Genomic DNA, 14,090 nt, shown 5'->3' on the forward strand with positions numbered 1-14,090 from the left:
CCCCGGCGGGGGAGGGAGAAACTCAGGCGATCAGAACGTCACCCGCACCCCGAGCTTCAGCATGCGCCCCGGCAGCGGCGCATTCGGGTAGACCGTCGTCGTGAGGATCGACGTCGGGCTGTAGGCCAGCTTGTTCGTGATGTTGTCCAGGCGCGCATACCAGGTGAGGTTGGCGCGCTGCACCTTCATGCGGTAGCTGATGGCCGCGTTCCACAGCGTGTACGCATCGGTCTCGCGCGCGCCCACGCTCGGAATGCGGTGCTGCGCCGCGTTGTAGTCGAAGCCGAAGCGCGCCGTCCACGGGCCGCTGCCATAGGCCAGCGTCGCGCCCAGGCGCAGCGGCGCGATGCGCGGCAGCGGCTCGCCGGAGTCGAGATTCTTGGCGCGCACGATGTCGCCGCGCCACTCCAGGTCGAGCGTGTCCGCGTTGGCCATGCGCGCGAAGCCGTCGGCGCCCAGCAGGCGCAGGTTGCCGTTGGCCTCGATGCCGGTGAAGCGCGCGCGCACGCCGCCGTACACGTACTCGGCCAGCGTGTCGGTGGCGCCGGGCTCGGCCACGTTGCCCTCTTCGTCGAGGTTGCGGCCCGACGCCGTGAGGCCGATGTAGTTCTGGAAGCGCGTCACGTAGGCGTTGACGCGGGCCGTGTTCGGGCCCGACTTCCATTGCGCGCCCAGGTCGATGCCGGTCGACTTTTCCTTCTTCAGGTTCGGGTCGCCCACCTCCCACGCGGCCGTGGCCACGTGCGGGCCGTTGGCCAGCAGTTCGTAGTCCTTCGGTGCGCGCTCGGTGTAGGCCAGGTTCGAGGTCAGCTGCCATTGCGGCGCGAGGTTGACCAGCGCACCGACGGCCGCGCTGTGCGGGTTGAAGGTGCGCTCGCCGATGGCGAAGCGCGTCACGCTCGGGTCGTCCGGATAGCCCAGCGAGCGGATGCGCACGCGCTCCGTGCGCGCACCGAAGCTCAGGCGGCCCCACGAGGTGCCCAGCTCTTCATGCAGGAACAGCGCGGTGGAGCGCGTGCGGCTGTGCGGCGCAAAGGCTTCCTCGCCGTCGGCGGCGAAGCGGTTGGTCTCGCTGCTGAAGCCGACCAGGCCTTCGAAGTTGCCGATCTTCTGGTGGCGCGCCTCGATGCGCAGGTCGTTGCTCATGTTCGAGAAGGTGGTGCCGGGCGTGCCGCCCTCGAACTCGGTGTGGCGGTAGTCGGTGTGGCTCAGCTTGGCGTGGATGCTGCTGATGAAGCCGCCCGGACGCCACTCGCCTTCCAGCGCGTAGCGGTCCGACTTCATGCCGATGGTCACGTCGTCCTCGGCCACGGTGCCGTAGGTGCTGCGGTAGGTGCTGACCGAGGCGCCGAGGTAGCCCTGGTCGAAGAACACCGTGCCGCCGATGGCGCCGCCGTGCGCCTCGTTGGCCGAGTTGCAGATCTTGCGCGCCGACCACGGCGAGCCGGGCTTGCTGCATTCGAGCGTGATCGGCACCGACACGTCATTCGAGTCGCGGTTGAAGGCGTCCACGTGCACGGCGATGCGGTCGTTGCCGCCTTCGAACACCACGCCGCCGTTCTTTTCCTTGTTGCCGGTGGCATAGCCCAGGTCGGCGCGGCCGCCGAAGCCGTTGATGGGCTCGGTCGGGATGCGGTTGTCGATCACGTTGACCACGCCGCCCACGGCGCTGCCGCCGTACTGCAGCGCCGACGGGCCGCGCAGCACCTCGACGCGCTCGGTGACCAGCGCGTCGACCGGCACCGCGTGGTCGTAGCTCAGCGCCGAGGCGTCGGGCGCGCCGCCGCCGTTCTGCAGGATGCGGATGCGGTCGCCGTCCTGGCCGCGGATGATCGGGCGGCTGGCGTTGGGGCCGAAGTAGCTGCTGCTCACGCCGGGCAGGTTGTTGAGCGTTTCGCCGAGGGTGGACTCGGAGTGCAGCAGCAGCTTGTCGCCCGACAGCGTGGTGGTGGGCGCGATGAGATCGGAGGCGCCGAGCGGGTTGCCGGTGACGGTGACTTCGCGCAGGCTGGCGGCGTCAGCGGGTTGGGCTTGCGGCTGAACCTGGGACGGGGCCTGGGCCTGCGCCAGGGTCGCGAAGGAGGCGAGCGAAAGAATGGCAGCGCCCACGGCGTTGCGACGGAAATTGGGAGTCATGAAAGGACATTCGTTGAATCAAGGGACGACCGGCCGCCCCCGCGCAAGGCGGGTGCAGCAACCGGCACTCGGGGGGATTCAGCGAATGGAAGGCGGGCCGCGCGCGTCGAACAGCGCGACCCATCGGGCGACGGCTTCGCCCTCGAGAAAAGCGAAGGTGGCCGCCGGCAGCAGCATCGGCAGCACCACCAGCGGCACGCCCGGTGCGCTGGCGCCATGCGCCAACTGGTCGTACAGCCGGCATTCGGCGTCGCTGTGCTCGCCGAACAGGCTGGCCAGGTGATGGCCGGCATGCTTGTGGGGTATCTGCAACGCATGCTCCGCGGCGGCCGGCAGGCCGGGCACGTGCAGCGAGCGGTGCATCAGCCCCAGCGTGCCGGCGAACCACACCGCGACCATCAGCGCGATGACGAGCGCGCGGGTCGAACGGGTACGGGATTGACGCAGGGAAAGTTGCACGGGGCTCAAGAGCGCAGGGTCAGGGCGTCGGCGACGGTGAAGACGGCGAGGCGCTGTTGCGGCGGGTTGGAAAAAGGCAAGCCCGATATTGTCGCGGCTTGACGTGGCGAATGCCGGTCACTACATTACTAACCCGCGAGTCATTAACACCATGCCAACGCCCCGTTCCTTCGTCGACAAGATCTGCCCGGTCCGCTCCAAGCGCGAGCGCCGGAAAGAGGCGCGTCCCGGCGAACTGCTGGCCGCCGCGCTCGACCTGTTCGTGGAAAAAGGCTTTGCGGCCACCCGTTCCGAGGAAGTGGCGGTACGCGCCGGCGTGTCCAAGGGCACGCTGTTCCTCTATTTTCCGAGCAAGGAAGAGCTGTTCAAGGCAGTGGTCATGGAAAGCCTCGGCGGCCGTTTCACCGAGTGGAACGCCGAATTCGAGGCCTTCGAGGGCACCACCGCCGACATGCTGCGCTACTGCATGAACGTGTGGTGGGAACGCGTCGGCATGACCCAGGCCTCGGGCCTGACCAAGCTCATGATGAGCGAGGGCGCCAATTTCCCCGAGCTGGCCGAGTTCTACCGCCGCGAGGTGGTCCGCCCCGGCCACGACCTGCTGCGGCGCATTTTCCAGCGCGGCATCGACAGCGGCGAGTTCGCGCCGATGGACGTCGAGCACGCCATCTACGCGGTGGTGGCGCCCATGGTCTTCCTCATGCTCTGGAAGCATTCGGCCATGGTCTGCGTCGACGGCGTGTCGGCCCTGGAGCCCGAAAAGTACCTCGCGACCCAGGCCGATGTGGTCATCAACGGGCTCACGGCGCGTCCCGGAAGGCCGACTGCGCCGCCGGTGTCACCGGCGCCACCTAAAATTGAAGGTTTGTCCTGAGCCCACTAGGAAAGCCACGCCATGAACCCCACCCCCACCCTCGAGCGCTTGCGCTTCAACATGATCGAACAGCAGATCCGTCCCTGGGATGTGCTGGAGACGGACATCCTCGAACTGCTGGCCCAGATCCATCGCGAGGACTACGTGCCCGACGCGCACCGCACCCTGTCGTTCTTCGACATGGAACTGCCGCTGCTGGACGGCTCCGTGCCCGGCGAATTCATGCTGTCGCCCAAGGTCGAGGCCCGCACGCTGCAGGACCTGCACATCCAGAAGCATGAATCGGTGCTCGAGATCGGCACCGGCTCCGGCTTCATGGCCGCCCTGCTCGGCGCCCGCGCCGCCCAGGTGCTGTCGCTCGAGATCAACCCCGTGCTGGCCGCCCGCGCCGCCGCAACGCTGCGCCAGAACGGCGTGACCAACGTCGAAGTGCGCCATGCCGACGGCGCCGTGCCCCTGGCCAGCGGCCCGAGCTTCGACGTGATCGTGCTCAGCGGCTCGGTCGCGCGCATTCCGCAGAACCTGCTGGGTTCGCTCAAGGTCGGCGGCCGCCTGGCAGCCATCGTGGGCGAAGAGCCGATGATGCGCGCCCACTTCGTCACCCGCACCAGCGAAAGCAAGTGGGACACGATCCAGCCCTGGGACATCGTGGCGCCGCGCCTGCTGAACTTCCCCGAGCCTTCGCGCTTCTCGTTCTGAGCCGGCGGTCCACCGAATGATCGACCAAGTCCGCCCCGCCGACCTTGCCGCCTGGTTCGCCCAGAACGCCGACGCCACGCCCGTGCTGCTCGACGTGCGCGAACCCTGGGAGCTGCAGACCGCGAGCGTCGTGCCCCAGGGCTTCACCCTGGTCGCGATTCCGATGAACGAGATCCCCGGGCGGCTGGCCGAGCTGAATGACGGCCACCGCATCGCATGCCTGTGCCACCACGGCGCGCGCAGCCAGCGCGTGGCCGCCTTCCTGAACCAGCACGGCTTTGCGGAGCTGGCCAATGTGGCCGGCGGCATCGACGCCTGGTCTTCGCACGACCCCACGGTCCCGCGCTACTGATTCTTTCTTCAAGGACGTTCAATGCCTTCCAGGCCCCGGCTTTCGCCTCTTTCCGCAGCGCTCGCAAGCCTCTTCGCAGCACTGCTCGCACTGCCGGCCCAGGGCCAGACACTGAACGAACTCTATGACTCCGCGCGCGGCTTCGACGCCACCTACCAGGGCGCGCGGGCCCAGTACGACGCCAACGTGGCACGCGCCGCGCAGGCCAAGGCGGGCATCCTGCCGGCCGTCGGCCTCACGGCCGGCGTGACCCGCAGCGACATCGAGATCGACACCCTCACGGGCACCGGCCGCGGCAGCACCACGCCGCGCGACTTCAACACGCAGAACGTGGGCATCAACGCCACGCAGCCGCTGTACCGCCCCGCCAACTGGGCCACCTACGAGCAGGGCAAGCGCCAGGCCGACATCGCGCAGGCGGTGTTCACGGTGGCCGAGCAGGACCTGATCGTGCGCGTGAGCCAGGCGTACTTCGACGTGCTGGCGAGCCAGGACAGCCTGGCGCTGGTGCGCGCGCAGAAAGTGGCCGTGGCCGAGCAGCTGGCCTCGGCCAAGCGCAACTTCGAGGTCGGCACCTCGACCATCACCGACTCGCGCGAGGCGCAGGCCCGCTACGACCTGGTGATCGCGCAGGAAATCGCGGCCGAGAACGACCTGCAGGTGAAGAAGGTGGTGCTCGACCAGCTGGTCGGCCGCCCCGGCAGCGTGCCGGTGCCGCTGGCGGTGCCGGTGGTGCTGCCCACGGCCCTGCCCGCGGACATCAATGCCTGGGTGGCCCAGGCCGACACCGTGCACCCTGCCATCCAGCAGGCGCACCTGGGCGTCGACGTGGCCGGACTCGAGGTGGAGAAGGCCAAGGCCGGCCACAAGCCCACGCTGGACGCCAACCTGGGCTACAACGTGACGCGCAACCCGACCGGCACCACCACCAGCACGGTGGGCACGCGGGTCAACGCCACCACGGTGGGCGTCGTCTTCAACATGCCGCTGTTCGCCGGCTTTGCCACCGAGAACCGCATCAAGGAAACGCTGGCGCTCGAAGACCAGTCGCGCAGCGTGCTCGAAGGCACGCGCCGCAACGTGGCGCAGGCCACGCGCGCGGCCTACCTCGGGCTGGTGTCGGGCGCGGGCCAGGTGAAGGCGCTGGAGGCGGCCGAATCCTCGAGCCAGAGCGCGCTGGACGCCAACCGCCTGGGCTACCAGGTGGGCGTGCGCATCAACATCGACGTGCTGAACTCGCAGAGCCAGCTGTTCCAGACCAAGCGCGACCTCGCGCAGGCGCGCTACAACGTGCTGCTGGGCAACCTGAAGCTGCGCCAGGCCAACGGCACGCTGACGACCGATGACATGAACGCGATCAACGCGACGCTGGCAAGCAACGGCAGCGTGCCGGCCGTGCCGTCGGCCACCGCGCCGGACCGCGGCACTCCGGCACCCGTGGTGCCGGTCGCTCCGCCGAGCATTCCGGTGATTCCGCCGGTGCCGGTGCAGCCGTTCAATCCGCCGGCGCCGACGATGCCGACGGCACCGGTGCCACCGGTGATCCTGAATCCGCCGGTGCGCTAAGGGGGGTTTTCTCCCTCCCCTGCTGGGGAGGGCCGGGGTGGGGGCACGACGGCCGTGGCCCCATCACCGCGCTCGTTGGGCGCTGCCCCATCCCTGCCTTCCCCCAGAGGGGGAAGGAGCAAGACTCGAATACGGGCTCAGTCGAGCGTGGGTTCCGCGCGCGGCGGCTCGCTGTCCAGCGGCGCGTTTTCCGTCGCCACCGGCTCCGCGGCCTGCGCGATCGCCAGCACCGCCGACGCCGTGCGTTCGGCCGCGCCGCGGTTCGACGACGAGAACGCCAGCGCGGCCTGCGCCATGGCGGCGCGGCGCTCGGGGTTCTCCACCAGCTTCAGCGCGGCCGTGACGGCCTGCTCCATGCCCTCGACGCGCAACGACGCGCCCGCCGCCAGCGACAGCTGCGCAGCCTCGGCGAAATTGAAGGTCGACGGGCCCATCACCACCGGGCAGCCGCAGGCCGCCGGCTCGATCAGGTTCTGCCCGCCCAGCGGCTCGAAACTGCCGCCGAGCAGCGCCACGTCGGCCAGGCCGTAGTACAGCGCCATCTCGCCCAGCGAATCGCCCAGCCAGATCTCGGCTTCGGCCGGCTGCCCCGCCGCACTGCGGCGCGCCACGGCAAAGCCTTCGGCCTCGATCAGCGCGGCCACTTCGTCGAAGCGCTGCGGATGGCGCGGCACGATCATCCATTGCACGTCGTGCACGCGCTTGGCAATCGAGCGGATCGCGCCCTGCTCGGGCGGCACGGGTGAGGTGGCGCCGAAGCGCTTGAGCACCTCGAGCAGCAGCCGCTCTTCGCCGTCGCGCGAGCTGGCGAGCACCACCATCGGCTTGGGCAGGCGCTCGCGCAGCGAGGTGGCCGTGGTGAGCTGGCGCGCGTCGGGCGTGGCGTCGAATTTCAGGTTGCCGTACACGCCGGCCACCTTGGCGCCCAGCGACACCAGCCGGTGCGCGTCGGCCTCGGTCTGCGCCCACACGGCGGTCAGCGCCGAATACGCGGGGCGCGCGAGCCAGGCCAGGCGCTCCGCGGCGGCCAGCGATTTCTCGTTGAGCCGCGCATTGGCCAGCACCAGCGGAATGCGGCGCTCGGCGCAGGCGGCGGCCATCACGGGCCAGACCTCGGTTTCCATCAGCACGCCGATGCGCGGCTCGAACTTGTCGAGAAAGCGCGCCACGGCGCCCGGCGTGTCCCACGGCTGCCACACCTGCGTGTCGCCGGGTTCGAGCAGCTTGGCGCCCTCCTCGCGGCCGGTGGCGGTGCCGTGCGTGAGCAAGATCGGCACGCCCGGGTACTGGCGGCGCAGCTCGGCGATCAGGATGGCGGCCGCGCGCGTCTCGCCGAGCGAGACCGCGTGCACCCAGCACTGGGCCTGGCCGGTGATGGCGGCGTCGTAGTGGCCGAAGCGCTCCTCCACGGCCACGCCGTAGCCCGGCTCGGCCTCCGCGCGGCGGCGCAGCTTGCGGCGCACGAGCGGTTGCACAGCGGTGGTGAAGACGCCGTAGAGGCGAAGCAGCAGGGAACGCACAGGCTCAGTTCAACGTGGGGGTCAGTGGGCAGCTTCGGCCAGCTTGGCGTCGGGCTTGACGGTGCGCAGCAGGGCCAGCATCTCGGTCTCGATGCGCTTGAGCGCGGCATCGGTCTGGCCTTCGAAGCGCAGCACCAGCACGGGCGTGGTGTTCGACGCACGGATCAGGCCGAAGCCGTCGGGCCAGTCCACGCGCAGGCCATCGATGGTCGAGACCACCGCGGGCGCCGCGAAGCTGGCGCCCTTCACCAGCGTGTCGACCACCGCGTGCGGCTCGCCTTCGGCGCAGGCCACGTTCAGTTCGGGCGTCGAGAAGCTGGTGGGCAGCGCGTTGAGCACGTCGCTCGCGTTCGGGCTCTTGCTCAGGATCTCGAGCAGGCGGCAACCCGCATAGGTGCCGTCGTCGAAGCCGAACCAGCGCTCCTTGAAGAAGATGTGGCCGCTCATCTCGCCGCCCAGCGGCGAATCGATTTCCTTCATCTTCGCCTTGATCAGCGAATGGCCGGTCTTGTAGATCATCGGCTTGCCGCCCGCGGCCTCGATGGCCGGCGCCAGGCGCTGCGAGCACTTCACGTCGTAGACGATGGTGCCGCCCGGCACGCGCGAGAGCACGTCCTGCGCGAAGAGCTGCATCTGGCGGTCGGGGAAGATGTTCTGGCCGTCCTTGGTGACGATGCCCAGGCGGTCGCCGTCGCCGTCGAAGGCCAGGCCCAGCTCGGCGTCGCCGCCGGCCAGCGCGGCCATCAGGTCCTTGAGGTTCTCGGGCTTGCTCGGGTCGGGATGGTGGTTGGGGAAGTTGCCGTCGACCTCGCTGTACAGCTCGGTCACTTCGCAGCCAATGGCGCGGAAGATGGCCGGGGCCGAGGCGCCGGCGATGCCGTTGCCCGAATCGACCACGATCTTCAGCGGGCGCGCCAGTTTGATGTCGCCGGCAATGCGCTTCACGTAGGCGTCGGTCACGTCGACCTTGCGCACGCTGCCGCCGGGGGCGAGCTGGGCGGTGCCGGCTTCCATGGTCTTGCGCAGGCCCTGGATCTCGTCGCCGTAGATCGCGCGGCCGGCCAGCACCATCTTGAAGCCGTTGTAGTCCTTGGGGTTGTGGCTGCCGGTGACCTGGATGCCGCTGGTGCACAGCGTGTGCGCCGCAAAGTACAGCATGGGCGTGGTGACCGCGCCCACGTCGATCACCTCGATGCCGGTGGCCACCAGGCCCTTGATCAGCGCCTCGGCCAGCGTGGGGCCCGACAGCCGGCCGTCGCGGCCCACGGCCACCGACTTCTCGCCGGCCGCGCGCGCGGCGCTGCCGAAAGCCCGGCCCAGCGCCTGCGCCACATCGGCATCGAGTGTGGAGGGCACGATGCCGCGGATGTCATAGGCCTTGAAGATCGACGCGCTGAGCTGCATGGAAAGGCGTTTCCCTGTTGGTTTTTCGAACGAGGCATTGTAGGCAACGCTCCGGCAGGGCACATGTCCGAAAACGGCCAGTTGAAACGACTCGAAACCTTATCATTTCCCCATGCCTACCAGCCACAGCCCCACCGAAGCGCTCGAGAGCGACGCCTGCTACCTGGCGATGAAGACGCACGACGCGCGCTTCGACGGGTCGTTCTTCACCGCCGTGACCTCCACCGGCATCTATTGCCGCCCGGTCTGCCGGGTCAAGCTGCCGCGGCGCGAGAACTGCAGGTTCTTCCGCCATGCGGCACAGGCCGAGGCCGCGGGCTTTCGCCCCTGCCTGCGCTGCCGGCCCGAACTGGCCCCGCGCGCCACGGGCGCGGCCAACTGGTCGACCGAAGACGCCTCGCGCATCCTCGCGCTGCAGGCCGCGCGGCTGATCGACGAGCCCGACGCCTGGTCGGAAGAAGGCCCCGGCGCGGCCCAGATCGCGGCGCGCCTGGGCGTGAGCGACCGCCACCTGCGGCGCATCTTCGAGGTGCAGTTCGGCGTTTCTCCGCTGCAGTACCTGCAGACGCGCCGCCTGTTGGCCGCCAAGCAGCTCATCGCCGACACCCGCCTGCCGATGACGCAGGTGGCGCTGGCCAGCGGCTTTGCGAGCGTGCGCCGCTTCAATGCCGCCTTCCTGGAGCACTACGGCCTGAATCCCAGCGCATTGCGCCGTGTCGGCGGTGCCACGGCCGAAGGCGGCGAAGGCAAGGCCATCGAGGTGCGGCTGGGCTTTCGCCCGCCTTACGACGCCAACGCCATGCTCGGCTTCTTCGCGCGCCGGGCGCTGCGCGGCGTCGAGGCGGCCTCGACCGCGGACGGCAAGGCGCCCGTGAAGGGCAGCACGCCTACCTATGTGAAGCTGGCCCGCACCCTGCGCGTGCAGCAAGGCGGCCAGGCGCATGCCGGCTGGCTGCAGTTGCGCTTCGACCTCGAACGCGAGCAGGTGCTGCTGTCGGTCAGCGACTCGCTAGCAGCGGTGCTGCCGATCGTCATCAGCCGCGCCCGCGCGCTGTTCGACCTCGACGCCGAGCCCATGGCCATCAACGCCACACTGCACGCGGCCTTTCCGCACGGCGACGGGCTGCGCGTGCCGGGCGCGGTCGACGGCTTCGAGCTCGCGGTGCGCGCGGTGCTGGGCCAGCAGATCACGGTGGCCGCGGCGCGCACGCTGGGCTCGCGGCTGGTCGAGGCCTTCGGCGAGCCGCTGGCCACGCCCATCGACGGGCTCGACCGCCTGTTCCCCACGCCCGCGGCCATTGCCGCGGCCAGCGGCGACGCGCTGGGCCAGCTCGGCATCGTGCGGCAGCGCCAGACCGCGCTGCACGCCATCGCCCGCGAGGTGGCGGCCGGCAAGCTGGCGCTGCATGCGGGCGCCGACGTGCCCGCCACCATCGCCGCGCTGCAGGCGCTGCCCGGCATCGGCGCCTGGACCGCGCAGTACATCGCGATGCGCGCCCTGCGCTGGCCCGACGCCTTTCCGGCGGGCGACGTCGCGCTGCAGAAGGCACTGGGCGTGACCACCGCGCGCGCGGCCAGCGAAGCCTCGCAGGCCTGGCGGCCATGGCGCAGCTACGCGGTGCTGCGGGCCTGGCACGCGCCCAAGGACACGTCTACGGCCACGGCCACGGATACAGCCGCCACCGGATCTCCCCTCATCACCACGGCAGGCCTCACCGCCTGAAATGCCATGAAGTTCAAGAGCAAAGTCATCTACACCTCGCACATCGACACGCCGCTGGGCGGCATCACGATGGCGGCCACCGACCAGGGGCTGGCCGGCGTCTGGTTCGACCAGCAGCGCCATTGGCCCGACACCGCGGGCTGGATCGCGAAGGACGACCACCCCGCGCTCATGGAAGCGGCCGCGCAGCTGCGCGACTACTTCGCCGGCAAGCGCGACAGCTTCGACATGACGCTCGACCTGTCGCACGGCACGGCGTTCCAGCAGAGCGTGTGGCAGCAGCTGCTGGCCATTCCGGCCGGCGCCACCACCAGCTACGGCGCGCTCAGCGTGAACGTGGGCAACCCGGCCGCGGTGCGCGCGGTGGGCGCGGCCGTGGGGCGCAACCCGATCAGCGTGATCGTGCCCTGCCACCGCGTGCTGGGTGCCGACGGCTCGCTGACCGGTTACGCTGGCGGGCTCGAACGCAAGACCGCCCTGCTCGAACTCGAAAAGGCGCTCTGAGAATCCGCAAGAAGAGCCGAACGCAAGACGCAAAGACGCATGACCACAACGAACAACAACATCGCCGCCAAGCCCACCGCATCCATGGCGCCCACTGCATCCGCCACACCCGCCACAGCGGCCAAGGCCGCCGCACCCGTCGCGCCCTCCGCCTGGCTCATCGACCTGGTGCTGCTGGGTGCGCTGTGGGGCGCGTCTTTCCTCTTCATGCGCATCGGCGCGGCCGAGTTCGGCGCGCTGCCCGCGGCCGCCGTGCGGGTGGCGATTGCCGCGCTGTTCCTGCTGCCCATCGCGCTGCTGCGCGGCCAGGGGCCTTCGCTGGCCAAGCACTGGAAGGCCAGCTTCTCGGTCGGCGTCTTCAATTCGGGCATGCCGTTCGCGCTCTTCTGCTTCGCGCTTCTGACCATCAACACCGGCCTGGCCGCCGTGCTCAACGCCACCACGCCGATGTTCGGCGCGCTGGTGGCCTGGGCCTGGTTCCGCGAGCGCCCGGCCGGCTCGCGCATCGTGGGCCTGGTGATCGGCTTTGCCGGCGTCGCCATGCTCGCCAGCCGCAGCGCCGGCCTGCATGCGGGCGCCAGCGGCCATGCGGCGCTGTGGGCCGTGCTGGCCTGCCTGGGCGCCTGCCTGTGCTACGGCATCTCGGCCAGCGCCGCGCGCGCGCACCTGGGCGGCGTGCCCGCGCTGACCACGGCCACCGGCAGCCAGATCGGCGCCACGCTGTTCCTCGCCATTCCGGCCATCTGGCTGTGGCCCGCGCAGATGCCCAGCATGCGCGCGTGGCTCGCGCTGCTGGCGCTGGGCGTGGCCTGCACGGGCGTGGCCTACATCCTGTTCTTCCGCCTGATCGAGCGCGCCGGCCCGGCGCGCGCGCTCACCGTGACCTTCCTGGTGCCGGTGTTCGCGCTGTTCTACGGCGCGGTGTTCCTCGGCGAGAGCATCACGCAGTGGATGCTGATCTGCGCGGCGGTCATCGTGTGCGGCGTGGCGCTGTCCACCGGCATCGTCAAGTTCAACCTGCCGCGCAGCAAGGCCTCGGCATAAGCGCTTGTGCAGCCGTGCGTGGCGGAGCGGCCTAGATGGCGCCCGCCACCACGTTGATGGAAAGCGCCAGCACCAGCATGTTGAACGCGAAGGCCATCACGCTGTGCAGCAGCGTGATGCGCCGCATCTCCTTCGACGTGGCCTGCACGTCGGAGACCTGCGAGGTCATGCCGATCACGTACGAGTAGTAGAGAAAGTCGAAGTAGTCGGGCGCGTCGTTCTTGCCCGGAAAGTCGAGCCCGCCGTCGGGCGCGCCGTCGCGCTGGTCGATGTAGTAGCGGTGCGCGTAGTGGAACGCGTAGATCGAATGCATCATGAGCCACGACCCCGCGAGCGCCACCAGCCCGAGCACCACGTGCGCCGCGCGCTCCCAGCCGCTGAGCAGCTTCACCTGCTGCAGCAGCATGGCGATGGCCACCACGCTGGCGCCCACCACCACCAGCATCGACACCAGGATCACCACGTTGGGCTGGTCCAGCGACTGGGCCCGCGCGCGCGTCTGCGCGGCGTCGAAGGTCTCGGCCAGCCACCACGTGAGCACCTGGTACACCAGCACGCCGGCGCACCACCCGGCCAGGGCGCGCGCCATGCCGCTCAGCGGCACCGGCATGAGCGCCGCGGTGGTCGCGACGCCGGCAACGGCGCCGTAGAAAAGACGCTGCGGCCCGGTGGTGGTGGAGAGGTGTCTGCGCATGCGGCACTGTAGCGCGCACCGTTGCCACCCGATAGCGCATTCGACCGTCGAAAAAGTCCTACACGCACAACGGCAATCCGCGCATTCGGCGAGCCCGCGCGCGCCCCTATCGTGGTGCCCGCTCGAGAGAGTTTTGAGTTTTGCCCGGAGGCACGAGCGCCACGCCAGTGCGCACTGGCGGCGTCTACTCTTCGATCACGTGCCCGCGGCAGTCACCGTCATCCGTCATCTTTCACCCCAGGTCACCAAGGACTTCATTCATGCTGCTACGCAACCGCCCCTTCGACTGGACCGCACGTTTCGGCGCCGTCGGCGCACTGTTCGGCACCGGGTTTCTGCTTGCCGCCACGCCGGCCCTCGCCGACCCCTCGCCCGCGCTCGACCGCTTCAGCTTCTCCGTCGGGGCGTTCAACGCCGACCCCAAGTTCAACGCCTCGGTCAGCACGCCCTACGGCTCGCTGCAGTCGGGCGACATCAAGCCGGGCCGCGTGACGATGCCGCGCGTCACCGCCGACGTGCTGCTCGGCGACAGCCAGGGCATCTCGTTCGACTACTACCAGTACAAGCGCGACTACTCGGGCGGCGTGGCCAACAACACCTCGTTCGGCAGCTTCGGCACGCTGAACACCTTCGGCAATGCCACCGTCAACACCAAGCTCGACTTCGCCAAGCTCTCGTACAAGTGGTGGATCGGCTCGGGCAACACCGTGCTCGGCCTGGGCGCCGGTGCGGCCTACTACCGCGCCACGCTCGGCGTGACAGCGCTTGCCTCTGTGAACGGCCAGGTCGGCACGCTCAGCGAAAGCGCCAGCGACAACGCGATCGCGCCGCTGCTCGAAATCGGCGTGCGCCACGCCATCACGCCCGACCTGCGCCTGTTCGCCGACGCCTCCGGCGTGTGGAAGAGCAGTGGCCGCTTCCACGGCAACATCTACAACGCGTCTGCGGGCGTGGAGTGGTTCCCTGTGAAGAACGTGGGCCTGGTGCTGGCGTACGGCGTGACCAACATCGACCTGACGCGCTCAGCGGACTTCGGCGACGCGCGGCTGAAGGTGCGCCTGCAAGGGCCTTCGGCGTTCCTCAAGGCGCGCTTCTGAGCCTCGCCGCGCGCAGGC

At 69.7% G+C, this 14,090-nt stretch carries 13 protein-coding genes; 8 read left to right on the plus strand and 5 right to left on the minus strand.

The genetic code is table 11. The features are described from left to right. Positions 1–30: 30 nt before the first annotated feature. Both BM004_RS09095 and BM004_RS09100 read right to left on the minus strand, forming a co-directional pair. Complete coding sequence (locus BM004_RS09095) at positions 31–2,136, minus strand: TonB-dependent receptor (protein WP_093212693.1); 2,106 nt, start codon at positions 2,134–2,136, stop codon at positions 31–33. 78 nt (positions 2,137–2,214) lie between these two features. Further along, the gene (locus tag BM004_RS09100; RefSeq protein ID WP_093213064.1) at positions 2,215–2,595 is read right to left on the minus strand and encodes a hypothetical protein; all 381 of its coding nucleotides are present in this window, start codon (positions 2,593–2,595) and stop codon (positions 2,215–2,217) included. Positions 2,596–2,746: 151 nt separating this feature from the next. Between BM004_RS09100 and BM004_RS09105 the strand changes: the two genes are divergently transcribed. From BM004_RS09105 to BM004_RS09120, 4 genes are read left to right on the plus strand one after another with little or no spacing between them, the layout of a single operon-like run. Then, positions 2,747–3,469 carry a TetR/AcrR family transcriptional regulator gene (locus BM004_RS09105; protein WP_093128203.1) on the plus strand — a complete coding sequence of 241 codons (723 nt, stop codon included), beginning with the start codon at positions 2,747–2,749 and terminating at the stop codon, positions 3,467–3,469. Positions 3,470–3,490: 21 nt separating this feature from the next. Further along, positions 3,491–4,168 (plus strand): protein-L-isoaspartate O-methyltransferase family protein, encoded by a 678-nt coding sequence (locus tag BM004_RS09110; RefSeq protein WP_093128201.1) that lies wholly within the window; start codon positions 3,491–3,493, stop codon positions 4,166–4,168. A 16-nt stretch (positions 4,169–4,184) separates the two neighbouring features. After that, the gene (locus BM004_RS09115) at positions 4,185–4,520 is read left to right on the plus strand and encodes a rhodanese-like domain-containing protein (RefSeq protein WP_093212695.1); all 336 of its coding nucleotides are present in this window, start codon (positions 4,185–4,187) and stop codon (positions 4,518–4,520) included. A gap of 21 nt (positions 4,521–4,541) precedes the next feature. After that, entirely contained in the window at positions 4,542–6,086 is a 1,545-nt protein-coding gene (locus BM004_RS09120; RefSeq protein ID WP_093212697.1) for a TolC family outer membrane protein, read from the plus strand. A 137-nt stretch (positions 6,087–6,223) separates the two neighbouring features. Here the strand turns inward: BM004_RS09120 and BM004_RS09125 are convergent, their stop codons facing one another. Further along, on the minus strand, positions 6,224–7,606 hold the full coding sequence (locus BM004_RS09125) for a 3-deoxy-D-manno-octulosonic acid transferase (protein ID WP_093128196.1): 1,383 nt from the start codon (positions 7,604–7,606) through the stop codon (positions 6,224–6,226). Between the two features lie 21 nt (positions 7,607–7,627). Beyond that, positions 7,628–9,010 carry a phosphomannomutase/phosphoglucomutase gene (locus tag BM004_RS09130; protein WP_093212699.1) on the minus strand — a complete coding sequence of 461 codons (1,383 nt, stop codon included), beginning with the start codon at positions 9,008–9,010 and terminating at the stop codon, positions 7,628–7,630. A gap of 112 nt (positions 9,011–9,122) precedes the next feature. Between BM004_RS09130 and BM004_RS09135 the strand changes: the two genes are divergently transcribed. From BM004_RS09135 to BM004_RS09145, 3 genes are read left to right on the plus strand one after another with little or no spacing between them, the layout of a single operon-like run. Further along, positions 9,123–10,733 (plus strand): DNA-3-methyladenine glycosylase 2 family protein, encoded by a 1,611-nt coding sequence (locus tag BM004_RS09135; RefSeq protein WP_093212701.1) that lies wholly within the window; start codon positions 9,123–9,125, stop codon positions 10,731–10,733. Positions 10,734–10,739: 6 nt separating this feature from the next. After that, complete coding sequence (locus BM004_RS09140; protein ID WP_093128191.1) at positions 10,740–11,237, plus strand: methylated-DNA--[protein]-cysteine S-methyltransferase; 498 nt, start codon at positions 10,740–10,742, stop codon at positions 11,235–11,237. Positions 11,238–11,276: 39 nt separating this feature from the next. After that, positions 11,277–12,281, plus strand: a complete 1,005-nt coding sequence (locus BM004_RS09145) for a DMT family transporter (RefSeq protein WP_371268996.1) — start codon at positions 11,277–11,279, stop codon at positions 12,279–12,281. Between the two features lie 31 nt (positions 12,282–12,312). On the opposite strand, the gene BM004_RS09150 is transcribed toward BM004_RS09145, so the two are convergent. Continuing rightward, the gene (locus BM004_RS09150; protein ID WP_093212703.1) at positions 12,313–12,975 is read right to left on the minus strand and encodes a DUF1345 domain-containing protein; all 663 of its coding nucleotides are present in this window, start codon (positions 12,973–12,975) and stop codon (positions 12,313–12,315) included. A gap of 260 nt (positions 12,976–13,235) precedes the next feature. Between BM004_RS09150 and BM004_RS09155 the strand changes: the two genes are divergently transcribed. Next, positions 13,236–14,072 (plus strand): hypothetical protein, encoded by an 837-nt coding sequence (locus BM004_RS09155; RefSeq protein ID WP_093128187.1) that lies wholly within the window; start codon positions 13,236–13,238, stop codon positions 14,070–14,072. The last annotated feature ends 18 nt before the right edge of the window (positions 14,073–14,090 follow it).

Origin of the sequence: Variovorax sp. OK212 (genome assembly GCF_900112425.1) — a bacterium.
Lineage (GTDB): Bacteria > Pseudomonadota > Gammaproteobacteria > Burkholderiales > Burkholderiaceae_C > Variovorax.